Consider the following 24,487-nt stretch of genomic DNA (forward strand, 5'->3'; position numbering starts at 1 on the left):
TTTCGGCCTCGCCGAACTCGGCACCACCGTTGGTTACGTCAGGCCGAGACCGGGCCGGTCTTGTGGCAGGCCGGGTGGGATGTCAAGTCCGCGCGGGCGTTGCCACGGCCCTCAGGAAGAACCCGAGGTTGGCCGGGCGTTCGGCGAGGCGGCGCATCAGGTAGCCGTACCACTGGTTGCCGTATGGGATGTAGACGCGAACGAAATTGCCCCGGCCGACCAGACGCTCTTGCTCGTCGGTGCGGATGCCGTACAGCATCTGGTACTCCAGTTCGCCGGGACCACGGCCGGTCCGGGCGGCGAAATCGGTCGCGGCGGCGATCAGCGCGGGGTCATGGGTTGCCACCAGCGGCCGGGCCGCACCCTGAACGAGCACCCGCAGGCAGCGCAGATATGCGCTGTCCACCTCGGCACGGTGCTGGTGGGCCACGGTCTCGGGCTCCCGGTAGGCACCCTTGCACAAGCGCACTCGCGCGCCCGCGTCCGCGAGGTCACGGCAGTCGTCCACACTGCGGTACAGATAGGCCTGGATCACCGTACCCAACCAGGGGAATTCCGGACGGACCTGCCGGATCGCGGCGAGAGTGGACGCCGTGGTCGTATGGTCCTCGGCGTCCACCGTGACCCATACCCCCGCCTCCGCGGCCTTGGTGCAGAGCACACGCAGGTTCTCGGTGGCGATCGCCGGTCCGTCCGGCCCCAGCCATTGGCCGAGCGCCGACAATTTCACCGAGACCTCGAGCGGTGCCGCCCCGGCCGGGACCGCGGCGGTATCCAGCGCCGCGAGATCGTTGATCAGCCCCAGATACTCGGCGACCGCGGCATCGGCCTGCGCACGATCGGTGGTGTACTCACCGAGGAAATCCACGCTCACCGCCCGGCCGCCCGCCAGCAGTTCCCGGGCCGCGGCGACCAATTCGGACCGCGTCTCTCCCGGCACGAAGCGCCGTACCAGACCCGCGGTCATCGGACTGGTGGTCAGCGTTCTCTTCAGCCGGTCCGACCCGGCTACCGCGAGGATCGCCGGGCGCAGCGGATTCATCGGATCTCCCGCCCGCACCGGACCGCACCGGCGGCGGAAGCACGCCTGCTCATTCCCGCTCCATATGTGGATAACGGTGATCGGTATGCGGGACGAAAGTTTCCTTGATGGCTCGCGGCGCCACCCAGCGCAGCAGGTTCAGTGGGGAGCCGGCTTTGTCATCGGTTCCCGAGGCACGGGCACCGCCGAACGGCTGCTGGCCCACGACGGCACCGGTGGGTTTGTCGTTGACATAGAAATTGCCGGCCGCGAATCGCAACCGCGTGGAAGCCTCCTCCACCGCATGCCGGTCCTGCGCGAAAACGGCACCGGTCAACGCGTACGGGGCCGCGCTCTCCACTTCCGCAAGAACGGTTTCCCAAGCGCCGGGTGCGCTGTCGTCGTACACATACACCGAAAGGATCGGACCGAAGTATTCGGTGGCGAACGATTCGTCGCGGGGATTCTCGGCAAGGAGCACGGTGGGCCGGACGAACCAGCCCTCGCTGTCGTCATAGCTGCCGCCCACCGGGATCGGCACATTCGCCGAACGGGCCCGTTCGATCGCCTGGACACTTTTGTCGTAGGCGCGCCGGTCGATCAGAGCGCCGCCGAAATTCGACAGGTCCGCCACATCGCCGTAGCTCAGCGAATCGGCGATCCCCAGAAAATCCTCACCCATATCCCGCCACAGCGAACGGGGCAGATAGGCGCGCGACGCGGCCGAACATTTCTGGCCCTGATACTCGTACGCGCCCCGGACCAGCGCCGTACACAGGCCGGCCGGGTCCGCGGAGGGGTGCGCGACGATGAAATCCTTTCCGCCGGTCTCCCCGACCAGGCGCGGATACCCGCGATAGCGGCCGAGGTTGGCACCGACCTGACTCCACAGGTACTGGAACGTGGGGGCCGAGCCGGTGAAATGGATACCACCCAACCGCGGATCGGTGAGCGCCACTTCCGAAAGCTCTTTCCCGTCCCCGGTGACCATATTGATCACCCCCGGCGGCAACCCCGCGGCCTCCAGCAATGTCATCGTGTAATAGGCGGCGAGGGTCTGGGTGGGCGACGGCTTCCATACGACGGTATTACCCATCAGCGCCGGCGCGGTGGGCAGATTCCCGGCGATGGCCGAGAAATTGAACGGGGTGATCGCGTAGACGAAACCCTCCAGCGGCCGGTAATCGAGGCGGTTCCAGACCCCCGGACTCGACTGCGGCTGCTGGGCCAGGATGCCGCGCGCGAACGACACATTGAAACGCCAGAAATCGACCAACTCGCACGGCGCGTCGATTTCGGCCTGCGCCGCCGATTTCGACTGCCCCAGCATGGTCGCCGCGGCCACGGTCTCCCGCCACGGACCGGACAGCAGATCGGCGGCCCGCAGCAGCACCGCGGCGCGTTCGTCGAACGGTAGGGAACGCCAGGCAGGCGCGGCAGCGGTCGCCGCCTCGATGGCGGCGGCAGCTTCGTCGTGAGTGGTATTCGTATAGGTCCCGAGCACCTGCCGATGCCGATGCGGTGCGACGATCTCGCGGCGCTCGCCGATCCCGGGACGGTGCTTACCGTCGATGACCAGCGGAATGTCGAAGGTGGCGCCCGAGATATCGGCCAGCTTCCCGAGCAGGCGCTCCCGCTCGGGGCTACCCGGTGCGTAGGTGTGCACCGGTTCGTTCACGGGGGTCGGGACAACTGTGACAGCGTCCATACCCCAAGGCTAGCCCTGTTTTTTCGCAACGCCCGCGGCGACGCGGGTTTTGCTGCTGCGCTGTTCTACCGGACCGCGGGACCGGGGACCGGACCTACAAACGATCGGCGGCGGCGCCGATACGTTCGTCGGTGGCGGTGAGGGCGATACGGACGTGCCGGGAGCCGGACGGACCGTAGAAATCGCCGGGTGCGGCGAGGATGCCGCGGCCGGCCAGCCAATCCAGGGTGTCGCGGCAGGGTTCGTCGCGAGTGGACCACAGGTACAGGCCGGCTTCGGAATGGTCGATCCGGAAACCCGCGCCCAGCAAGGCGGAACGCAGGGTTTCGCGGCGCGCGCGATAGCGCTCCCGTTGAACGGATTCGTGCTCGTCATCGGCCAGCGCCGCCGACATGGCCGCCTGGATCGGGAACGGCACCATCATGCCGGAGTGTTTACGCACCTCCAGCAGTTCGGCCACCAGATCCGGGTCGCCGGTGACGAAACCGGCCCGGTAACTGGCCAGATTCGATGTCTTCGACAGCGAATGCACCGCCAGCAGGCCCGTGTGGTCGCCATCGCACACCCGGGGGTCGAGAATCGACACAGCCGGTTCGTCCCAGGCCAGGCCCAGATAGCACTCGTCGGAGGCGACGATCACGCCACGTGCCCGGGCGAACGACACCACCTTGCGCAGGTGCTCCACACCCAGCACTTTGCCGGTCGGGTTGGACGGGGAATTGAGGTAGATCAGCGCGGGTTTCTCCGGGCCCAGCCGGGTGAGCCCGTCGGCACGCAGAATCCGGGTGCCGGCGAGCAGGCCACCGACCTCATAGGTCGGATACGCGACCTCGGGTATCACCACCAGATCCGCGGCCCCCAGCCCCAGCAGCCGCGGCAGGCCGGCGATCAACTCTTTGGTGCCGATCACCGGCAGCACGGCCGCCTCGGCCACACCCGTGATACCGAACCGCCGGGCCAAGGCAGCCACGGCATTCGCACGCAGTTCGGGCGTGCCGTGGGTGGTCGGATAACCCGGCACCTCGGCGACCGAACTCAAAGCCGCCCGGATCAGCGGATCCACCGGCTCCACCGGGGTCCCGACCGACAGATCCACCAGCCCGCCAGGATACGCCGCCGCCTTCGCCTTCACCTCGGCGAGGGTGTCCCACGGGAAATCGGGCAGCGCCGCGCTCACCCGCCGGCGATGCGTTACCTCAGTGCTCATCTACCGAACGCTCTTATTCCTCGGCCATCGGCGGCAGTTCCTTGATGAACGGGGGATCGTAATCGACCTTGCCCAGTTTGGTCGCGCCACCGGGCGAACCCAGCTCGTCGAAGAAATCGACGTTCGCGTTCACGTAGCCGCTCCACTGATCGGGGGTGTCGTCCTCGTAGAAGATCGCCTCCACCGGGCAGACCGGCTCACACGCGCCACAGTCGACGCATTCGTCGGGATGGATGTAGAGCATGCGGCCACCCTCGTAGATGCAATCCACGGGGCATTCTTCGATGCACGCCTTGTCCAACACGTCAACGCACGGTTCGGCGATGATGTAGGTCACTCCCGCTCTCCTAGTCTTCCTTCTTCTCCGGGTAACTGCGCCCGCGCACAAGTATTCCTGGTACACCGAACGCTACCCCCGGTGAGCCTGTCCTAATATTTTGCGCCACCTACGCCGGCGCGGCCCGGGCCGGTTGATCCCTTCACGAGGTCGACCATCCGCGAAGGGGTGGGCTGCAATTCGGCGACGCTCCGCGTCTCGAGGGTGGGCCCTGATGGGCCCCTGGCTCTTCACTCCTGCGCTCCTCCGCTCCGTCGCCCCAGAGCCGGGCGGGCCCCACCCCGGCGTGGTGAACGGTCCGGAAGAGTGGAAAAGGGCCGGAAGGACCAGCGCAGTAGACCGGGTCTCCCGCGCTGGTTGCCTCCCTCAGACCAGTTCCAGTCCGGGGACCGGGCCGCGACTCGGAGGGATTCCGTAGGTAGTGGTGCGTTCGCGGACCGGGCGGCCGATCCCTTCGGCAATTTCTGTGAGTTCGGCCACCGTTTTCGCCGACCCGTGCTGGGAGCCGGCCATCCGGGAGATCGTTTCCTCCATCAGGGTGCCGCCGAGATCGTTGGCGCCACTACTGAGCATCACCTGGGTTCCGGTGGTGCCCAGTTTCACCCAGCTGGTCTGGATGTTGTCGATCCGGCCGTGCAGCATGATCCGGGCCAGGGCATGCGCGGCACGGTTGTCCCGATTGGTGGGGCCCGGCCGGGAGGCGCCGGCGAGGTAGAGCGGGGCGCTCTGGTGCACGAACGGCAGCAGCACGAATTCGGTGAAACCGCCGGTCTCGTCCTGGATACCGCGCAGTACGCGCAGATGGCCCACCCAATGGCTCGGATTGTCGACGTGCCCGTACATCATCGTCGAACTCGACCGGATCCCTACCTGATGCGCGGTGGTGACGACGTCGATCCAGGCCGACGCCGGCAGTTTGCCCTTGGTGAGCACCCAGCGGACCTCGTCGTCGAGGATTTCGGCGGCCGTACCGGGGATGGTGCCCAGCCCGGCTTCCCGCAGCGCCGTCAGCCAGTCGCGGACACTTTCGCCGCCGCGGGAGGCACCGTTGACGATTTCCATCGGACTGAACGCATGCACATGTATCGACGGCACGCGGGCCTTCACTGCCCGCACCAGATCCGCATAACCGGTAACCGGCAGGTCGGGGTCGATACCGCCCTGCATGCAGACCTCGGTGGCGCCGTCGACGTACGCCTCCCAGGCGCGGTCGGCGACCTCGCCGGTACTGAGGGTGAACGCGTCGGCATCGCCTTTACGCTGCGCGAACGCACAGAACCGGCAGCCGGTGTAGCAGATATTGGTGAAGTTGATGTTCCGGTTCACCACGTAGGTCACATCGTCGCCGCAGACATCGTGGCGCAACTGATCCGCGAGACCCGCCACGGCCTCGAGGTCGGGCCCGTCCGCGGTCGCCAGCGCCAGGTACTGGGCGTCGGTGAGGCCGGCCGGATCTTTCTCGGCGGCTCGCAGCGCGGCCAGTACATCGGCGTCCAGCCGCTGCGGCGCGGCGGCGAGATCACGGACCTGTTCGCGAATGGTGTCCCAGTCGCCGAACGCATTGTCGATATCGCTGCGGGTATCGGTATTGCGCCCGGCGGTGTCGATGGCGGTGTTGAGATCCGTGCGACCCACGGATTCCCAGGACTCGTCGGGTTCCTGCCAGGGCAGGCCGGTCGGCAGCGCGCCGGGTTTCGCCAACCCCGTTTCCGGATCGGTGAGCGCGGCGACGTGGACGCCGATCCGCGGGTCGATCCACGGGCTGCCGGCCCGCACGTACTTCGGGTGTGTGGAAGTGCGTTCCACCAGTTCGAATCCGGCGCCCGCAGTGAGTTCGGCGAGCGTATCGAGGTTGGGCCACGGCCGTTCCGGATTGACATGATCGGGGGTGACCGGCGAGACGCCGCCCCAGTCATCGATTCCGGCCTCGAGCAGCGCCCGGCACTCGGCACCGGACACCAGGTTGGGCGGCGCCTGCACCGCGATATCCGGGCCCAGCAGCAGCCGCGTCACCGCGATGGTGGCCAGGAATTCGGACATATCGGCGTCGGGCGCGTGCCGCATGGCGGTATCGTCCTTGGCGCGGAAGTTCTGCACGATGACTTCCTGGATATGTCCGAAAGCCTTGTGCTGTTTGCGGATCGCCAGGATCGTATCCGCCCGCTCGGCCATGGTTTCCCCGATACCCACCAGGATTCCGGTGGTGTAGGGAACCGAGAGCCGGCCGGCGTCGGTGATCGCGCGCAACCGCACCGCGGGATCCTTGTCGGGGCTGCCGTAATGGCAGTTGCCCTTCTCGGTGAACAGCCGGGTCGAGGTGGTCTCCAGCATCATCCCCATCGACTGGGCGACCGGTTTCAACCGGGAGATCTCCTCCCAGGACATCACCCCGGGGTTCAGATGCGGCAGCAGACCGGTTTCCTCGAGCACCAGGATGGAGACCGCGCGCAGATAGTCCAGCGTGGAATCGTAGCCGCGTTCGTCGAGCCACTGTGCGGCTTCCGGCCAGCGCGCCTCGGGGCGGTCACCCAGGGTGAACAGCGCTTCTTTACAGCCCAGTTCGGCGCCCCGCCGAGCGATCTCGAGCACCTCGTCGGGTTCGAGGAACATCCCACGACCCTGCGCCCGCAACTTGCCGGGCACGGTGACGAACGTGCAGTAGTGGCAGGTGTCCCGGCACAAATGCGTGAGCGGGATGAAGACATTGCGCGAGTAGGTGATGGTGGCCGGTCGCCCGGCCGACTCGAGGCCCGCATCGCGCACCCGGGCGGCGCTGCGGCACAGATCCGCCAGATCATCGTCGCGGGCGTGCAGCAGCACGGTGGCTTCGTCGGCGTTCAACGTGACCCCGTCGCGCGCCCGGCGCAACGCCCGTCGCATCGCGGATGGCGTGGGCACGGGGGTCGGGACGGTCGGTTCGGGTAGTTCGGTCACGCCCTCGATCATGCGGTACACATCCGGAACTGTCTCCTCCCAGGTCGTCGAGCGTTCACAACCCCGCTGTATCGCGGGCTATTCCGTGCAGGTCGGGGCTGTGCGCGGGGACCGCCGGTCACCATTCGATCTTGTCCGGGCCGAAATGCCGAACAAGCGTGCGACCATGAATACATGTCGCCGGCCAGCCCGCCTCGGTCCACCGATCCGCTGCTCGATCCCGCTCGGCGGCCCAGTCCACGCGCGAAGACCTTGTGGACAGTGGAAATCGCCCTGACCTGGTTGGTCCTCATCGCCGCACTGGTGGCCTGGGCGGTTGCCGATCCCGGCCGCCGCCCCTGGCAGGTGGTTGTGGCGGTGGTCGTCGTTCCCGTTGCCGTGCTGGCGACGATCGTAGTGCCCCGCTGGCGTTATCGGGTGCACCGCTGGGAGGTGACCGACGAGGCGGTGTACACGCGGGTGGGCTGGTTGTCCCTGAAGAGCCGGGTCGCACCCATTTCCCGGGTGCAGACCGTGGATACCGAACGCGGCTTACTGGAGCGGCTGCTCGGCCTGTCGACGATCACCGTCACCACGGCTTCCTCGGCGGGCGCCGTCCGCATCGGGTTGCTCGACAAATCGCTCGCCGACGAGACGGTGGCGCAGTTGACCGAGATCGCGGCCCGGCACCGTGGGGACGCGACATGAGCGGCGCACCCGGCGAGCGGCCGGCAGCCCGCCCGGATACCGGCGCGCCGACACGGGACACCACCGGCGAAGGACCATGGCAGCGCCTGAACCGCCGCATGCTCCTGGTGCATCCGGTGCAGGCGGTCATGAAGTTCCTGCCGGCGGTGATCGGCGGCGCGGTCCTCGGGGTCAGTTCCGGGAATCCACTGTGGGCCCTGCTGGGCCCGGTCATCGTCGTCCCGTACGGACTCGCCCTCTGGTTCACCACCACCTATCGGATGAGCCCCACCCACGTCGAACTCCGCACCGGCGTGATCCAGCGGAAACGATTGTCGGTGCCGCGGGCCCGGATCCGGTCGGTGGATATCGAGGCCGACCCGCTGCACCGGGTCCTGGGGCTGGCCGCGGTGGTGATCGGTACCGGGCAGGAAGCCGGGGCCGACGATCGGTTCACTCTCGACGCGCTGGCCGCCGATCAAGTAAGCCCGCTGCGTACCGAGTTGCTCGCTCACACCCGGCGGCCCCATATCTCCGCCGACGCCCCCGGCGCATCCGAACTCGATCCGGACGACACCGCCGTACCCGCCGGTGCGGATGCTGGCCACACGGGCGCGATGGTGGGTGAGGACACCGATTCCACGACGGAACCCGAAACCGGGGCCGCAGCGGGTCGGGAGATCGGGCATTGGCGGGCGGAGTGGGTGCGCTATGCGCCGCTGTCGCTGACCGGGTTTGCTCTCGCCGCTTCCGCCCTCGGTATCGCCGCCCAGTTCGGTTTGGGCTCCGCCGAGATCCGGGTCGACCGGGAGGCCGTGGATACGGTGCGCGGCGTCGGCGTCGCGGCGCTGATCATCCTCGGCGTACTGCTCCTGGCCACCCTCGTGGTGGTGGTCAGCGTGGCGGCCTGTGCGCACTATCTGATCACATACTTCGGGCTGCGGGTCACCGATTACGGCAGCACCCTGCAGGTCCGGCGCGGCCTGTTCACCCTGCGCCAGATCACCCTCGACACGGCCCGGTTACGCGGGGCCACGATCATCGAGCCTCTGCTGTTGCGCTCGGCCGGCGCCGCTCAGCTCGAAGCGATCATGACCGGCGAGAACCCGAGGCAGAAAGTTCTACCGCAGTCGCCCCGAGCAGCCATCGAACGCACCCTTGCCGATCTGCTACGGCCCCGGCGTGGTCGGCCCGCCCCGGACCCCGAGGCGCTACCGCATCTTCGGGCGCCCGCCCGGATCCCGCTCACCCCGCACGGACCGGCGGCCCGGCGCCGCCGCTATATCCGGGCAGGCTGGCCGGTGCCACTGGTTCTGGCAGCGTTGGCAATTCCCACGGCCGCCGGATGGCAGGTCGCGGCGTGGTGGTGGCTGATCCCGATCGCACTCGTCCCGATCTGCGCACTGCTCGCCGAGGACCGTTACCGCGGGCTCGGCCACGCGGTCCTGCCCGCGGAAGCCGGCGCGCCGACCTGGCTGGTGGTCCGATCCGGCTCCCTCGACCGGGAGCGTTCCTGTCTGGAAGCACCCGGCATCATCGGCTGGACGGTCCGGCAGTCCTTCTGGCAGCGCCGTGCCGGCCTGGCCACGCTCTCGGCGGCGACCGCCGCCGGCAAGAAGGTCTATTCGATCCCGGATATCCCGCTGGACCAGGTCCGCCCCCTGATCGAAAAGGTCACCCCGGACCTCTGACCCACCAAGGGCACCCCGACCCCGACGCGACCAGCGGTGGTGCCGAGTCTTACGAGGCCCTGGAAGGTTTCGGCCCGTCCCTGCTGTCCGTGCTCGATGCGATGCGGCGAAGCCGCGAGTGAGTGCGGACAGCAGGGACCTCGGGGGCCGAAACCCGCGCCGACGGAGTCGGCGCCACAAGACACCGTTCAGGTTTGACAGTGGCGGGTCGGGGCGACCCGGAGATCGGGTTCGTCCGCGACTACGCGCAGCCCGGGGCGTTCGTCCGGACTCGAATGGTTACCCATCCACGACAGCAGCGACCAGCGCGACAGCCCGGACAGCGCCGAACCGAGGCTGAGGAACGAGCCGCTGGAGATGAGCGATCCGAAGGATCCGACCGAACCGATCGACAGCACCGATCCGGCACTGCCGATGGACAGGATGGAATACGCCGATCCGATGGACAGGATCGACCTCTCGGACCTGATGGAAAGAATCGACCGCGACGCGCGCCGACTCCGGATCGACCTGTGCGAATGCTCGACAGTCGCCATATCCCCGGTTTACCACAACCGGGCCTGTTTTCCGGCGCACGTATGCACCGGAAATACCGCGGGGTTCGACTAGCCGACGGTGAAGAAGCCCAGGGTCGGGGCGAACGAGCAGGTGCGCGCCTCGGTTTCGGTGGCCTGGGTGGTGAGCCCGCCGCCGATGACGGCGACAACGCGCCCGGTGCCCGTGTTCGCGATCGCCGAAAGCGTCGCGGGACCGTCGGGATTGATCTTCGCTTCGTCGGTGAGCACCTCGGTGCCGACCGCGCCGGTATCGATATTGCGCCACTGCACCGTCATCGGCTGCGGCTGTTCGGCCGTGGGACGTTCGGTGCCGAGTGCGGTGAACACGAAACCCGTCTGGCCGGCGGCCGGGCCGGGCGGCGGCAGCTGCGCCGGGCCGGGGACCGCGAGGGCAGTGCCGACGGAATCGCCGGACGGGGCGATACACCCCTTACCGATCGTCGGGTAGAGGAACTGGGCGATCACCGGCCCGGATTCCGGGATATCGGGGCCGCCGCCACCGCTCCCGTCCAGGAAGGTGATGACCCGTTCCAGAGTCGATTTGATCTGCGGGGGCAGATTTACCGTATCCAGCAGAGCGCGGGCCTGCGCCAGGATCGCGGCCTGGGGGCTACCCGGCGCGGCGATATCCTGGGCGATGGGCGCCGCCGGTGGATTGACGATAACCGGGGCCAGGGCGGCGAGAACGTCGACCGGGACCCCTTCGGGGACCATCGGGACGCTGTTCACCGATGTTTCGGTGGCCGGGGCCGCGACGGCCGTCGCGGGCGCCACGAGGGAGGCGCCCGCCGCAATGGCGAGCGCGGACATTGCGATCCGCGATCCTCGGGTGCGAAGCACTGGTCTAGCCGTCCTTACCTCGGGTACATCTGGGCGACGCTGAAAAGCCGTCGTTTCGGGGTCACTCTAAGGACACTGGCGCGCGTTGTACAGCACCGGGGTAGCGATTGCGACCCCTATTTCGCTGTGATACCAGACAGTAACGGGTAACCATTGTGACATGTGTGAAATTTGAGTCGAATGCCTATGTGTGTCGCGTCGGTAGCCCGATGTTTCCGGGCATCGCCGGTTTCCGCTCGGCGACACCCCGCCGAAGATCCGGCCAACCGGTCGCACAGCACCCCCACACGGTCGGGTTAATGTATTCCGCGCCGGAAACTCCTGCCGCCGCGCCGGGTCCGGCCACCGACCCGGACCGACTCGAAAGCCCATGTCTTGAATCAGCCCAGCGCCCGGACCGACCTTCGGGGGTTCACACCGTTTCGCCTGGCCCTGGCGGCGCTGGGAATCAGCGTGGCGGTACGCCTGCTGTGGATGCTGCTGACGCCCAACGGTATGAACCTGGTGGATCTCCACGTCTACGTGGACGGTTCGGCGTCGCTGCTCACCGACCGTCTCTACGATTTCACCTACGCGGAGAAGACCCCCGATTTCCCGCTCCCATTCACCTATCCACCGTTCGCCGCCGTCGTCTTCTTCCCGCTGCACTTCCTGCCCTTCACCGCGGTCGCGGTGCTGTGGTTGTTCGCGATCGTCGCCGCCCTCTACTGGGTGGTGCGGATCGCGTTCGAGTTGATGCTGGGCCCGGAGGCAGTGACCGAGCCGCGGTGGCGGACCGCCGCGGTGGCGTGGACAGCGGTGGGCCTGTGGTTCGAACCCGTACGCACGACGATCGACTACGGGCAGGTGAACGTCTTCCTTATGCTCGGGGTGATGCTCGCCGTCCGCAGTACGCGGTGGTGGCTCTCGGGGACGCTGGTCGGGGTGGTCGCGGGGATCAAGCTGACGCCGGCTATCAGCGGGCTGTATTTCCTGGCGCGGCGCCGCTGGCTCGCGGCGGCCTGGTCGGCGGTGGTCTTCGGCTTGACGGTCGGGGCCAGTTTCCTGATCAATCCCCAGGAGACCCGGCGCTACTTCGGCACCCTGCTCGGTGATGCCGACCGGATCGGCCCGGTGGGGTCGGTGTGGAACCAGTCACTGCGCGGGGCACTGAGCCGGCTGCTGGGTACCGATGTCGGCACCGGGCCGTGGTGGATCGGCGGCGTCCTGGTGATGGCGGCACTGGGCTGGTTCGCCTGGCGGGCGCTGCGCCGCGACGATCTGCTGGGTACCGCGCTGATCGTGCAGTTGTTCGGGTTGCTGATCTCGCCGATCTCCTGGTCGCATCACTGGGGCTGGCTGGTACCGACAGTCCTCTGGCTGCTCTACGGCCCCTTCCGGGAGGTGGCCGGGGCGAAGATCCTGGCCGGGTACTGGTTGCTCACCACCCTGGTCGGCGCACCGTGGGTGCTGTCGTTCCTGCAGGATTCGATCTGGACGATCTCGCGGTGGGGAGTGTGGTCGTGGCTGGGCGCCGTCGACGTGATCGGTGTGCTCGCGCTCTACGCCTGGACGCTCTGGGCGGGCCGGACGGTTTCCCGGGTCAACGCCCCGCCAGCCGATCTATCTCCCGGGCCAGCGCCACGTCCTGTGCCGTGAGCCCGCCCGCGGAATGCGTGGACAGCACGAAGGTCACCTTGCGCCAGCGGATATCGATATCCGGATGGTGATTCGCCGCCTCGGCGGCCTCCGCGACGCGGCGCACGAGTTCGATACCGGCCGGAAAGGACGATGCTTCGACGGTGCGGTTGATCGTATCGCCGGCACGCGACCATTCCGGCAGCGAATCGAGCGCGTCGGTGATCTCGGTTTCGGTGAGCAGTGGTGTGGTCATACGCCCGTGGTACCCCGCGAATTCGCATTCTCACAACAGTGGCCGCAGGCGATTCGCCGGCCGTCCCGGATCGGCTCAGGCGGCGCGCGCCTTCTTCAGGCCCTTTTTCAATTCCTTGCCGGTGGCGCCCGTGGCTTCCAGACGCTTCATCCGCATGATCACGACCGGGCATTTCACGCAGCGCGTCTTTCTTCGACAGCACTTCTTCTTCGGCTTGAGGCTCGACACCTCTTTCGCCTTGACCTTGCCCATGCGGGTTAGCATACCCTTACCTTGGGCGGCGCGAACAAGCGACCACAGGCCCCGGTAGGGTGTACCCGGCCCAGATGCCCGGTGAGTCCTTATCTCCCTATTCCAGGGTCCGACCGAGAAGCAACAGCCAACAGCAGGAGGAACCGGCGTGTCGTCTGCACGCGATTTTCGCAACGTCGCCATCGTGGCACACGTCGACCACGGCAAGACGACACTCGTCGATGCCATGCTGCGGCAGTCCGGCGCTTTCGCCGAACGCGCCGAACTCGTCGATCGAGTGATGGATTCCGGCGATCTGGAGCGCGAGAAGGGCATCACCATTCTCGCCAAGAACACCGCCGTCCACCGGCACCATCCGGACGGCAGCGTTACCGTCATCAATGTCATCGACACCCCCGGCCACGCCGATTTCGGCGGTGAGGTCGAACGCGGCCTGTCCATGGTCGACGGCGTGGTGCTGCTCGTGGACGCCTCCGAGGGGCCGCTGCCGCAGACCCGGTTCGTCCTGCGCAAGGCTCTCGCGGCCTGCCTGCCGGTGATCCTGGTGGTGAACAAAACCGACCGCCCCGATGCCCGCATCGCCGAGGTCGTCGAGGAAAGCCACGATCTGCTGCTGGACCTCGCCTCCGATCTCGACGACGATGCCGCCGAGGCCGCCGAACTCGCCCTGGATCTGCCGGTGCTCTACGCCTCGGGCCGCGCGGGCAAGGCGTCCAAGGAACAGCCGCAGAACGGCGAGGTGCCGAACGCGGACAATCTGGACGCACTGTTCGATGTGCTGCTCCAGAACATCCCCGCCCCCAAGGGCAACCCGGCCGCGCCGCTGCAGGCCCATGTCACCAACCTCGACGCGTCGGCCTTCCTGGGCCGGCTCGCGCTGGTGCGGATCCACAACGGCGAACTCCGCAAAGGGCAGAACGTCGCGTGGATGCACGCGGACGGAGTGAAGAACGTCAAGATCACCGAACTGCTGCAGACCGTCGGGGTCGAACGACAGCCGGGTGAGGTCGCGGTGGCCGGCGATATCGTCGCCGTCGCCGGAATCGCCGACATCATGATCGGCGATACCCTCGCCGATCCCGACGAGCCCGTCGCGCTGCCCCGCATCACGGTGGACCAGCCCGCCATCTCGGTGGTCATCGGCACCAACACCTCGCCGCTGGTCGGCCGGGTCCAGGGACACAAGCTCACCGCTCGCATGGTGAAATCGCGGCTCGACCAGGAACTGGTCGGCAACGTCTCGCTGCGGGTTCTCGATATCGGCCGCCCGGACGCCTGGGAGGTGCAGGGCCGTGGTGAACTCGCCCTCGCGATCCTGGTCGAGCAGATGCGGCGCGAAGGTTTCGAACTGACCGTCGGCAAACCTCAGGTGGTGACGCGGCAGGTCGACGGCAAGGTGCACGAGCCGTTCGAAGAGCTCACCATCGACTGCCCGGACGAATACCTGGGCGCCATCACCCAGTTGCTGGCCGCCCGTAAGGGCAAGATGGTGCAGATGAACAACCATGCCGCGGGCTGGGTGCGGATGGAGTTCATCGTGCCTTCGCGCGGGCTGATCGGGTTCCGTACCGATTTCCTCACCGAGACCCGCGGCACCGGTATCGCCAATGCCGTCTTCCACGGCTACGCGCCGTGGGCGGGCGAGATCCGGGCCCGGCACACCGGATCGCTGGTATCCGACCGGGCCGGCAGCGTGACCCCGTTCGCCATGATCCAGCTCGCCGACCGCGGGCAGTTCTTCGTCGAACCCGGTGCGGAAACGTATGAGGGCATGGTCGTCGGGATCAACCCGCGCGCCGAGGACCTCGATATCAATGTGACCAAGGAGAAGAAGCTCACCAATATGCGTTCCTCCACCGCCGATGTGATGGAGACGCTCGCCAAACCGCTGCAGCTGGATCTGGAAGCGGCCATGGAGTTCTGTGCGGCCGACGAATGCGTCGAGGTGACCCCGGAGATCGTACGGGTGCGCAAGGTGACGCTGGGCGCCAATGAGCGGGCCCGGGAACTGTCCCGCCGCAAGGCCCGCGACCGGGCCGCGCTGTAACCGGTTTCGCCGCCGGACGTGACTGCCGGGCGTTGGGTAGAGTGCCGAAGATGATTTCGGGGAGGCACGCGGTGTGGCGCGGGCTGCTGGTGCTGTTGGCGGTGCTCGTTCCGGTACTGGCCGGATGCACCGCCCACCCACCGCCGCCGATCGCCAGTACCGACAGCCCGAAAACCGAACCGGCGCAACCGACCAAGAACACGGTGGTGGTGGCCGTCGACGATATCGGGATCGGGTTCAATCCGCATCTGCGGTCGAACCAGTCCCCGGCGACGTCGGCGGTCGCGGCCATGGTGCTGCCGAGCCCGTTCCGGCCGACCCCGGATCCGGCCACGCCCGGCGCGACGCTGTGGGTGCCGGATACCGCCCTGCTCGAATCGGCGACGGTCACCTCGCAGGCGCCGTTCACCCTCACCTACCGGTTGAAGGACCAGGCCAACTGGTCCGACGGCGCGCCGATCGCGGCCGAGGATTTCTGGTACCTGTGGCAGCAGATGATCACCCAGCCCGGAGTGATCGACCCTGCCGGTTACCGGCTCATCTCCGAGGTCCGCTCGTCGGGCGGTGGGAAAACCGTCACCGTGGTCCTGAACGAGCCGTATCCGGCGTGGCCGCAGCTGTTCACGAACCTGCTGCCCGCACATCTGATGAAGGATTCGCCGGGCGGTTTCCAGCGCACACTGGTCGAGCAGATACCGGTATCGGGCGGCAATTTCACCATCGAATCCGCCGACGCCGGCCGCGACGAAATCCTGCTGGAACGCAACGACCGATTCTGGGGCACACCCGCCCGGCCCGACCAGATCCTGCTGCGCCGCGGCGGCACCACCGCCCAGCTCGCCGATTCGCTGCGCAACGGCGATACCCAGATGGCGCTGGTACACGGCGGTGTCGCCACCCAAGCCCAGCTCGCCGCGATCCCCTCGGTGCGAACCGCGATCATGCCGCAATCCCGGCAGCTGCGGCTGACTCTCAACGGACGCAACGGTGTCCTCGCCGATCACCGGGTGCGCACGGCGGTACTGGCCCTGCTCGATCCGGCCCTATTGGCCACCGTCGGTGCCCAGACCGGGAACTGGGTGGAACCGGTTCGCGCGCAGGTGCTTTCCCCCTCCGACCCCGGTTACACCCCCACCCAGCCGCCGCCGCTCGATGCCGACCAGGCCTTCGGGCTGCTGGCCGAGGCCGGGTTCGGCCGGGCGCCGGAACCACCCCCGGTTTCGGCGACCTCCCCCGCGCCGCGACCGCGTTCGCTTGCCCGCAACGGTGAACCACTCGTCCTGCGCATCGGCGCGGTGACCGGCGACGATACCGCCCTCGCCGTCGCCAATACCGCCGCCGACCAGCTGCGCAGCGCCGGTATCGACGCCTCGGTGCGCAGTCTGCCGGCCGACGAGCTGTACGGGAAGGAACTGGTCGAGAACACCGTCGACGCCGTGGTCGGCTGGGAGGCGACCGGCGGCGACCCCGCGACGGCATTGGCCTCCCGCTACGGTTGTCCGCCCGCGGCGCCCGCCGGAGCGCGCGAGGACGGTGAAACCGAAACCGAGGTGCCCGCCGCCGTGGAAGCGGCGCGCCAGGCGCCCAGCAACCTGTCCGGTGTCTGCAATCCGGAATTCCAACCGGCGATCGACGGCGCCCTGCACGGGGCCGAGGTGCCGCGCACACTGGCCGACGCCGAACCACGGCTGTGGGGCGAATCGATCGTATTGCCTATCGTGCAGGACAACGTGGTCGCCGCGGCCGGTCCCTCGGTGGACGGAGCCTCGCTCAGCGGAGCCATCCAGGCCGGCATCTTCGGTGACGCGGCGATGTGGCGGCGGATACCGTGACCTCCGCCGACCGGTCCGGCGCCGGGCGCACGCCCGGCCGAGAAGGCGGGCTGTTGCTGGTGCACGCCCACCCGGACGACGAAAGCATCACCACAGGCGGCACCATCGCGCACTACCGCCGGCTCGGGTACCCGGTCACCGTGGTCACCTGCACGCTCGGTGAAGAGGGCGAGATCATCGGCGACGAATGGGCCGGATTGGCCGCCGATCACGCCGACCAGCTCGGCGGCTACCGCATCGGCGAATTGACCCGGGCTCTCGCCGAACTCGACGCCGGAGCACCCTGCTTCCTCGGCGGCGCCGGCCGCTGGCGCGATTCCGGTATGGCCGGTACCCCGGCCGCCGAGCATCCACGGGCCTTCGTCCGGTCCGGTGACGCCGCCGTCGCGGCGCTGGTCGAGGTGATCCTGCGGTTGCGGCCCCGCGTGGTCGTGACCTACGACCCCGACGGGGGCTACGGGCATCCCGACCATATCCGGGCACACCAGGTCACCGCCGCCGCGGTGACGGCCGCGGCCGCCGAGGGCTGGGACACACCCAAGCTCTACTGGACCGTGACCGATGCCGATATCCTGCGCGATCATCTGCGGGCACTGGCCCGGCGCACCGTCGACGGCCTGCCCGGTGCCCTGCCACCCGGCTGGCGGCTCGCGGCGGAGAACGAACTGGCTTGTGTACCGAGTGCTTCGGTGACAACGACGATCGATGTGGCCGAGGTGCTGACCGGTAAACGTGCCGCGCTGCGGGCCCATGCCACTCAGCTCGCCGTCGCGCCGTCGGGGCGCGAGTTCGCGCTCACCAATATGGTCGCCCAGCCGGTTCTCCCCGAGGAGCACTACATACTGGCCCGCGGCCGGATCGGGCCGCGCGCCGCCGACGGCCGCGAAGGCGATCTGTTCGCCGGACTGGCGTAGCCGCCGCGCACCGCGGCGCCGAATACACTCGTCCGCATGCAGTACAGGGAATTCGAGGGTGGTCCGGCCCGCGCGGCGCGGGTGACAGCAGGTGCATCACCGGCGACTCGGCCGCGCCGGTGACCGCCACCGTGGACGATTCGGCGCCCCCGGCCCGGAGCCTGCGGTCGCGGATCGGCGGCTGGGCCACCGCTGCCGTGAACGGTATACCCGGCCCGCTGATCATCGCCGTGCTCGTCATCGACGCGGTGATCGCACTGGTCCTCGAGGTGCTCTATCTCCCCCTCTATATCGGCACGGTCCCGGTACCGATCACCGCGATCCTGGCCGGACCGGTGAATCTGGCGCTGGTGTGGGCAGTCGCGACGGTGAGCACCCGGCTGTCGATACTGTTCCTGCCGGTCGGCGCCTGGCTGGCCGCGTTCCTGATCGCCGCCAGTCGGGGTCCGGGTGGCGACTACCCGCTGCGCAGTGATCTGCCGACGCTGCTGCTGTTCCTGAGCGGGGCGGTGGTCCCGCTGGTCTACATGTATGTGGCGGCGAACCGGCCCGAGCCGGCGACGAAGAAGTAACCGTCCTTCACCAGGCGCCGTATTCCGCGGTGAGGATATTGTTCACATCCACTCCCACCCCGTCCACCGTGCGATCGTCGATCTCGAACTGGTGCAGATTCGCCGCCGGGTGGACGAATCCCTCCGGGGTGCCCCAATCGTGCTGCCAGAACCACGCCCCCACCCCCGCGATCCGGGCCAGTTCGATGGTGGGGGCATTGGCGTAGACGCCGGTGTTCTCCCGACCCACCACCGATTGCCAGCCGTGCAGGTAGGGCAGGATCATGGTCGCGAAATCGACCGACGTGGGATTGTCGTCGATGGATGCGTAGATGGGCCGATTTTCCGGACCGCCCGCGTCGCGGTGCAATTCCAGCCCACGTTCGGCATGCCGTTTACCGGCCTCCAGCCCGCCGCGCCAGTCCGCGGTGGGTCCCTTGCCGAACTGGTAACAGGACACGATCGCGAGCCCGGCTTCGCGTAACGCCGAGACCTCCTCGGCCAGCAGCGGTTTACCTTCCATCCACTCCGCTCCCGGGCGGCGATCCGATACATACCGGATAACACCCGCGTGCCCTGCCGCCTTGATGGCCGCCGCCGACGGGACACCCGCCGCATAGTCGAGCAACGTCCCCCGGGGCGCGGCCGCAGCGGAGCTGGCCCCGAATACCGAGCCCACCGCTCCGGCCGCGACACCGGCGGCGGTGTATCCGAGCAGCGCACGTCGTGAGAGAGAAACCATCGAAGACTCCTTCACACCCGCTGGAAACCACCAGAGTCCGTTCGAGTGCCGTCCCGCCACAGTGCGCCTCGACAGCCTCGAACGCGGGAACCATTGCAACACGTGCGGTGTGTTCCACCACGCTGACGCGCGGGACCCGGCGGTACTGGGCGCCGGGGCGGTCTCGTGGAGTACGCTGCCGAGTCGCCATCACCGCCGGAAAAGATCGGGTCGCCGACCCCGCAGGAACGCGGCCGAACTGCCGGCGACTGCACCGGCAATCCGCAGACGGGCCCCGATGCCGAGCACGTGTACCGGTTCCGGCGGCGATCGCCAGTACTCCCCGGAGAAAGTCGACAGCGAGCAAGTCGCGGCGCACACCGATCGACTCGGCACGGAGGCGGCCCTACGCCGCATCTCCGCGGCCGAGTGCATCCATACCCGGCTCAGAGCATCGACTTTCGCGGCGGCGGCGCTACAGCAGTCGGTCGATTCGGGCAGCCACGTCCAGGGTGCGGGTGGCCGGGTCGGCCAATTCGGCGCGGACGACTCGCACCACCTGCGCGATGATCTGTTTCTTGATTCCGCCCAGGACTCCCAGGGCGGCGGCGCGCATCCCCTGGGCCGCGTATTCGAGGCGGACGTCTTCGCGGGCAGGTGGAACCACCTCGACCACTATCAGAAGGGGGTCGGCGGCGCGGGCGGTGAGGACCAGAGGGATCTCCAGGTCGGCCCGGTAACGGTTGTCCTTGAGGACGTTGACGGTGAGGTCGAGCGATACCGGCACCATGAGATCGAAACGTACAAGGGCGATATCGCCGTCTACCGCGGGCACTGCCGGTAGGTCGGTGAGCAGCGGCTGCCCGACCTCACCGCGCACCGTGACCTCGGCAGCCGCGCGGGGACCGGTACGGAAGGGGCCGATCTCGATCGGCCGGCCGGCCAGATACGCGACGAACCCGGCAAGACGTTCCCGGGTGACCATCCACGGAAAGAAACGGCGGCCGAACTCGGCGTAGTCGATCCACTCGAATGCGGTGCGACCGCGATACGGGGAGCGCCGGCCGTCGACGATGGCCTCGACATCATAGATCCGGCTGCGCATGACACCGGGATCACGAAGCATCGCATTCACTCGGTTCGCTACCTCGTTCTGCAGTAGCCCGGAGATCGGGTCGAGCATCCATTCGGCCACCGAATCCGCCGCGGCCAGACGCAGCAGCACCCGGACGTCCGACCGCCGGACCTCGGGGATATCGATCACGATGAGCAGCGGGTCAGCGGTGCGGGCGTGGAACGTGAGGTCGATCGAGACCACCGTTTCCAGCCCGAGCCGCCGGCCACCGAGCAGGATTTTCGCGGCGAGCGAGACCGGTATCCGGACATCGAAGCTGACCCGCGAACCGCGGCGCACCACCTCGGGGCGGCCGATCCGGCCTTCGGCCAGGAAACCGGCGAGCCCGGCGGGGCCGAGATTGAACGGGCCGATGCTGAGCCCGCGTCCGGTGATCCCGGCGACCGCCGCCTCGATCCGGTGTTCGGTCACCGCGTGGGTGACGAATCGTTCGCCGAATTCGGCGTAGTCGATCCATTCCATCTCGACTGCTTCGACCGGTTCCATGAGCCGTTCCGACACCTTCACCTCCACCGCTGAAGCTCACGCTACGCGATCGAGGGTCCGGCCCGGTGGAGCTGTCCCCGCCGGCTACAACCGGCCGTATCCGACGATCGCGATATCGGCGGTGGCGGCCGGATTCCACCGTTCGATATGTACCTCGTCGTCTTCGTTACCGCCGATCGTTGTCAGGATGCCGTTTTCCGAAACGAGCACGATGTTCGTGTGCTGTCCGAACCGGCTGTCCGGGCCGTACAGGATCACCTCCCCGGTGGCCGGCCGGTAGTCCGGCCGGAACGGGACGAACCGGCCCTGGCTCTGGAAGTACTCCTGCAGGGTGTATACACCGGGGATCCGCCAAGAGCCGGAATTCGGGTTGACCAGCGGCCTCCCGGCGGCGCGAAACACCCAGCTCACGAAGTTCGCGCACCAGGGTTCGGTGGCACCTTCGGAGTATCCGGGTCCGGAGCGGGGCGCGGCGAACTCCGCCGCAGCGGCGTCGACGATCCTGGCCTGTGCCGATGTCAGCGCGGACCGGTCGACGGCCGGGAATTCGGTGAGCCGATCGCCGACGATGCCGTCGCCGGATCCGGGTAGCGCACAACCGCCGAGCACGGCAGCCAGCACGGCTACCAGGGCACACCAGGCGATTGTCGCGCGTCGCGCCGGCCGGCTCCGCAGGAGGGCTTATCGGTTATCCGTGTTCACCTTTGCTGGTTCGGATCCGGTGCCTTGTTCGTGAACACACGGCCCGCGGCGTACGCACCGGACGCCGCGGTAGCTTCGGGTCGCACCGTACTCGTCATGCGGTATCGGCCACGTCGGCCCGTTTCGGGATGAGGGCAGTGAGCGCGATGGCCGCGCAGGCGGCGGCGACGGAGATCAGGAAGGCGGTGTGGAATGCGTCCCGGGACGGCAGGACCTGACTGCCGAGGGTGATGGTCATATTGGCCAGCACCGCACTCATCACCGCGGCCGAGGTGGACGTGCCGACCGAACGCATCAACGCGTTCAACCCGTTCGCGGCCGCGGTTTCGGTGACCGGGACCGCACCCATGATCAGCGCGGGCATCGCGGCGTAGGCCAGTCCGACACCGCCCGCGACCAGGACCGATGCCAGCATGATCTGCCAGACACTGTTCATCATCGCCGAAGCGCACAGATAGCCGAGACCGACCACGCCCGAGCCGATTCCGAGGGTCGGTTTCGGGCCGAAGCGGGCCGAGATCCGCGCCGATACCGGAGAGAGCAGCATCATCACGCAGCCGCTGGGTGCCAGCGCCAATCCGGCCGCAACCATGGACAAGCCGAATCCGTAACCCGTTTCGGCCGGGGCCATCAACAGCTGCGGGAAGGTCAGCGACATGCCGTAGAGGGAGAATCCGACGGCGATCGAGGCGATATTGGTGAACAGCACACGGGGTTGCGCGGACACCCGCAGATCCACCAGCGGGTGCCGGCGGCTGATCTCGTATCGGCCCCAGCCGAGGAAGACCAGGATCGATATCGCGAACAGGGTGAGGATCGAGGAACTGGTCCAACCCCATTGCGCGCCCTGAGTGATCGCGATGAGCAGCGCCAGCAGCGCGGTCGCCAATCCCGCGGCACCGCCGAAGTCGAACGGGGCGGGTGTACGTACCGGTGATTCGGGGACGAACCGGAAGATCAGCCCCGCTCCGACCGTGCCCATGGCGGCCGCGGCCCAGAACAGCACATGCCAATCGGCGTGCTCGGCGATGACGGCGGCCAGCGGTAGTCCGATCGCCCCGCCCACGCCCAGCGTGGAACTCATCACCGCCATGGCCGAACCGACACGCTCCGGCGGTAATTCGTCGCGCAGGATGCTGATACCCAGTGGAATGGCGCCGATCGCCACCCCCTGGAGCGCGCGCCCGGCGACCGACGGGATCAGTGACGACGACATCGCGCACAGCACCGAGCCGATGACCATCGCGAGCAGGTCGAACAGCAGGATCCGGCGTTTGCCGAACATATCGCCGAGCCGGCCGCTGATCGGCGTGCACACCGCCGAAGCCAGCAGGGTTACCGTGATCACCCAGGATGCGTTGGTGGGCGTGGTGTTCAGGAGGGCCGGCAGGCTCGGGATGAGCGGGACGACCAGTGTCTGCATGAGCGAGACGACGATGCCGATGGTGCTCAGGGTCGCGATCAGGATGGTCGGCGATACGCCCGGACGACCCCGTTCGTCGGATCTGGACGGGTCGTCGGCAATGGCGGTCACATCTGTGCACGTTACATAGCCTGTGTATGGTGCACAATTTTGCAATCGGACGAATCAGACGCCATAGTGGCCGAATGTCCGATTCGGCTCTGCCCGCCGGTGCGGCGGTTCACCACGACCCCGCCCTCCTGGAGCGGCTCGTCCTGGAAGTGACGCTGCTGTCCCGCCACCATCCGGCGGCCCGCCGCCGAACCGGGTTCCAACTGGACAGATCGGCGTATCTGATCATGACCCGGCTGCAACTCGGAGCACCGCTGTCACTGCGCGAACTGGCCGAAGCGTTCGGTCTGGACGTCTCCACCATCAACCGGCAGGTCGCCGCGATGCTGGACCAGGATCTCGTGGAACGGGTCGCGGATCCGGACGGCGGGGTCGCCCGCAAGATCCAGCCGAGCAAGAAGGGGCTCCGGCTGTTCGAGGCCGACTTCGAGGTACAGCAATCAGGTATGAACAACGTCCTCGCGGGATGGCCCGACGAGGACGTCGCCCAATTGGTCCGCCTCCTGGAGCGATTCAACGAAGGCGTCGAAGGCCTGGTCCGCCACCCGTGGCCGCGAGCCCCCCGGCCGGCCGATACGACAGTTCCCGCGAGACGCGGAGTGTCTCCATAGATACAGAACTCGCCGGTCACCCGGTGTTCTCCGGCAGCCGGTACCGTTGAGCCATGATCACGCTCAAGAAGGAAGACGGCGCTGCGGATCTCGCGGGGATGACCAAGCTGAGTGTCGGTGTCAGCTGGGATCCCTCCGCGGGCGCCAGCGGTGGCGCGCTCGGCTGGGCACGCCGCAAAAAAGGGGTGGACCTGGATCTCATCGCAATCCTCATGCAGGGCAGTGAACCGGTGCGCTTCGCCGGCCTGGACTCGCTGGACCCGCTGGGCAACGGCTCGGTACTGCATTCCGGCGACGAGCAGACCGGCGCGGCCGCCGGGGACGACGAAACCGTGCACGTCACTTTCGCCGATGTTCCCGACGGTATCGACGCGGTTATCTTCGTCGCGGCCGCATTCAAGAAGGGAACCTCCTTCGAGAAGGCGAACAACATCTCCTTCAAGGTGTACGACGCCTCCGGCGGCAGCAGCCAGCAGGTGGCCGATATCTGGCCGTCGCTACTGGGCGCCGACAACGCGAACGCTGTCGCCCGCGCGTTCCGCAACGGCAATGCCTGGCAGCTGGAGGTGCTGAACCGCAAGGGCAAGATCAAGCAGGGGGATAAGCAGGCCCTGCTGCGGTTCGCCATGGGCGGTCAGTGAGCAAGACCTGAGCGGGTATCCGCCGGCTCTCCCGCCGGCGTTGCCTGCCGTTTCGGCACGAACACGGGCGGTTGCCGGGAACACCGGGCCCGAGCAACCGAGCCCGGCCCCGGGCGGATCGGAACCGGCCGTCGCCTGGGCGAATCCATGGGTCGCGCCGGATCGGCGTCCGCGGTGCGCTGCACAGTGTCCGGCGCGTTACCGATGGTGACCCCCGCAGTATGGAT

Annotated in this window: 22 protein-coding genes; 9 read left to right on the plus strand and 13 right to left on the minus strand. The window is 67.8% G+C overall.

Annotated elements, in window-relative coordinates; translation table 11 throughout:
• Nucleotides 1-82 precede the first annotated feature (82 nt).
• The 5 genes from NFL01S_RS08620 to NFL01S_RS08640 all read right to left on the minus strand — a co-directional run bounded on the left by NFL01S_RS08620 (nt 83) and on the right by NFL01S_RS08640 (nt 7,219).
• Nucleotides 83-1,042: a proline dehydrogenase family protein gene (locus tag NFL01S_RS08620; protein WP_062973254.1), complete on the minus strand. Its 960-nt coding sequence runs from the start codon at nt 1,040-1,042 to the stop codon at nt 83-85.
• 49 nt (nt 1,043-1,091) lie between these two features.
• Nucleotides 1,092-2,729: an L-glutamate gamma-semialdehyde dehydrogenase gene (pruA, locus tag NFL01S_RS08625; protein WP_062973256.1), complete on the minus strand. Its 1,638-nt coding sequence runs from the start codon at nt 2,727-2,729 to the stop codon at nt 1,092-1,094.
• A gap of 94 nt (nt 2,730-2,823) precedes the next feature.
• Complete coding sequence (dapC, locus tag NFL01S_RS08630; protein WP_062973258.1) at nt 2,824-3,936, minus strand: succinyldiaminopimelate transaminase; 1,113 nt, start codon at nt 3,934-3,936, stop codon at nt 2,824-2,826.
• A gap of 13 nt (nt 3,937-3,949) precedes the next feature.
• Nucleotides 3,950-4,273 (minus strand): ferredoxin, encoded by a 324-nt coding sequence (gene fdxA, locus NFL01S_RS08635; protein ID WP_033243332.1) that lies wholly within the window; start codon nt 4,271-4,273, stop codon nt 3,950-3,952.
• Between the two features lie 366 nt (nt 4,274-4,639).
• On the minus strand, nt 4,640-7,219 hold the full coding sequence (locus NFL01S_RS08640; RefSeq protein ID WP_062973260.1) for a bifunctional FO biosynthesis protein CofGH: 2,580 nt from the start codon (nt 7,217-7,219) through the stop codon (nt 4,640-4,642).
• 162 nt (nt 7,220-7,381) lie between these two features.
• Between NFL01S_RS08640 and NFL01S_RS08645 the strand changes: the two genes are divergently transcribed.
• Nucleotides 7,382-7,894: a PH domain-containing protein gene (locus NFL01S_RS08645; RefSeq protein ID WP_062973264.1), complete on the plus strand. Its 513-nt coding sequence runs from the start codon at nt 7,382-7,384 to the stop codon at nt 7,892-7,894.
• On the plus strand, nt 7,891-9,564 hold the full coding sequence (locus tag NFL01S_RS08650) for a PH domain-containing protein (protein ID WP_062973265.1): 1,674 nt from the start codon (nt 7,891-7,893) through the stop codon (nt 9,562-9,564). Before NFL01S_RS08645 ends, NFL01S_RS08650 begins: the two co-directional genes overlap by 4 nt.
• A 188-nt stretch (nt 9,565-9,752) precedes the next feature.
• Here NFL01S_RS08650 and NFL01S_RS08655 read toward each other — a convergent pair whose 3' ends face one another.
• A complete protein-coding gene (locus NFL01S_RS08655; RefSeq protein ID WP_062973266.1) occupies nt 9,753-10,100 on the minus strand; it encodes a hypothetical protein in 348 nt (115 codons plus the stop codon).
• Nucleotides 10,101-10,169: 69 nt separating this feature from the next.
• Entirely contained in the window at nt 10,170-10,931 is a 762-nt protein-coding gene (locus tag NFL01S_RS08660; RefSeq protein WP_062973268.1) for an Rv1157c family protein, read from the minus strand.
• A gap of 405 nt (nt 10,932-11,336) precedes the next feature.
• On the opposite strand from NFL01S_RS08660, the gene NFL01S_RS08665 reads away from it, so the two are divergent.
• The gene (locus NFL01S_RS08665; RefSeq protein ID WP_084492520.1) at nt 11,337-12,599 is read left to right on the plus strand and encodes a mannosyltransferase; all 1,263 of its coding nucleotides are present in this window, start codon (nt 11,337-11,339) and stop codon (nt 12,597-12,599) included.
• Here the strand turns inward: NFL01S_RS08665 and NFL01S_RS08670 are convergent.
• Together NFL01S_RS08670 and NFL01S_RS36060 are read right to left on the minus strand one after the other, a co-directional pair.
• Nucleotides 12,544-12,834: a 4a-hydroxytetrahydrobiopterin dehydratase gene (locus NFL01S_RS08670; RefSeq protein WP_062973270.1), complete on the minus strand. Its 291-nt coding sequence runs from the start codon at nt 12,832-12,834 to the stop codon at nt 12,544-12,546. The two genes, NFL01S_RS08665 and NFL01S_RS08670, sit on opposite strands and share 56 nt — an antisense overlap.
• Before the next feature lie 75 nt (nt 12,835-12,909).
• A complete protein-coding gene (locus tag NFL01S_RS36060) occupies nt 12,910-13,086 on the minus strand; it encodes a hypothetical protein (RefSeq protein WP_168433864.1) in 177 nt (58 codons plus the stop codon).
• 148 nt (nt 13,087-13,234) lie between these two features.
• Between NFL01S_RS36060 and typA the strand changes: the two genes are divergently transcribed.
• The 4 genes from typA to NFL01S_RS08695 all read left to right on the plus strand — a co-directional run bounded on the left by typA (nt 13,235) and on the right by NFL01S_RS08695 (nt 18,451).
• The gene (typA, locus tag NFL01S_RS08680) at nt 13,235-15,133 is read left to right on the plus strand and encodes a translational GTPase TypA (RefSeq protein WP_062973274.1); all 1,899 of its coding nucleotides are present in this window, start codon (nt 13,235-13,237) and stop codon (nt 15,131-15,133) included.
• A gap of 50 nt (nt 15,134-15,183) precedes the next feature.
• On the plus strand, nt 15,184-16,965 hold the full coding sequence (locus tag NFL01S_RS08685; RefSeq protein WP_062973276.1) for an ABC transporter family substrate-binding protein: 1,782 nt from the start codon (nt 15,184-15,186) through the stop codon (nt 16,963-16,965).
• Nucleotides 16,962-17,879, plus strand: a complete 918-nt coding sequence (gene mshB, locus NFL01S_RS08690; protein ID WP_371851803.1) for an N-acetyl-1-D-myo-inositol-2-amino-2-deoxy-alpha-D-glucopyranoside deacetylase — start codon at nt 16,962-16,964, stop codon at nt 17,877-17,879. The genes NFL01S_RS08685 and mshB overlap by 4 nt, the downstream gene beginning before the upstream one ends.
• Before the next feature lie 119 nt (nt 17,880-17,998).
• Nucleotides 17,999-18,451 (plus strand): hypothetical protein, encoded by a 453-nt coding sequence (locus tag NFL01S_RS08695; protein WP_062973278.1) that lies wholly within the window; start codon nt 17,999-18,001, stop codon nt 18,449-18,451.
• Nucleotides 18,452-18,458: 7 nt separating this feature from the next.
• On the opposite strand, the gene NFL01S_RS08700 is transcribed toward NFL01S_RS08695, so the two are convergent.
• From NFL01S_RS08700 to NFL01S_RS08720, 4 genes are all read right to left on the minus strand, one after another.
• Nucleotides 18,459-19,172, minus strand: coding sequence for a DUF1906 domain-containing protein (locus tag NFL01S_RS08700; protein ID WP_062973756.1), 714 nt, complete (start codon nt 19,170-19,172; stop codon nt 18,459-18,461).
• Nucleotides 19,173-19,626: 454 nt separating this feature from the next.
• On the minus strand, nt 19,627-20,787 hold the full coding sequence (locus NFL01S_RS08710; protein WP_245670577.1) for a hypothetical protein: 1,161 nt from the start codon (nt 20,785-20,787) through the stop codon (nt 19,627-19,629).
• Nucleotides 20,788-20,856: 69 nt separating this feature from the next.
• Nucleotides 20,857-21,393, minus strand: coding sequence for a CHAP domain-containing protein (locus tag NFL01S_RS08715; protein WP_245670578.1), 537 nt, complete (start codon nt 21,391-21,393; stop codon nt 20,857-20,859).
• Nucleotides 21,394-21,568: 175 nt separating this feature from the next.
• Nucleotides 21,569-22,999: an MFS transporter gene (locus NFL01S_RS08720; RefSeq protein ID WP_443093697.1), complete on the minus strand. Its 1,431-nt coding sequence runs from the start codon at nt 22,997-22,999 to the stop codon at nt 21,569-21,571.
• An 83-nt stretch (nt 23,000-23,082) separates the two neighbouring features.
• Here NFL01S_RS08720 and NFL01S_RS08725 point away from each other — a divergent pair, with 83 nt between their 5' ends.
• Entirely contained in the window at nt 23,083-23,619 is a 537-nt protein-coding gene (locus NFL01S_RS08725; protein ID WP_084492521.1) for a MarR family winged helix-turn-helix transcriptional regulator, read from the plus strand.
• Between the two features lie 53 nt (nt 23,620-23,672).
• Entirely contained in the window at nt 23,673-24,260 is a 588-nt protein-coding gene (locus NFL01S_RS08730; protein WP_062973285.1) for a TerD family protein, read from the plus strand.
• Nucleotides 24,261-24,487: the final 227 nt, after the last annotated feature.

It is taken from the genome of Nocardia flavorosea NBRC 108225 (assembly GCF_001613385.1).
GTDB classification, from domain to species: Bacteria; Actinomycetota; Actinomycetes; order Mycobacteriales; family Mycobacteriaceae; genus Nocardia; species Nocardia flavorosea.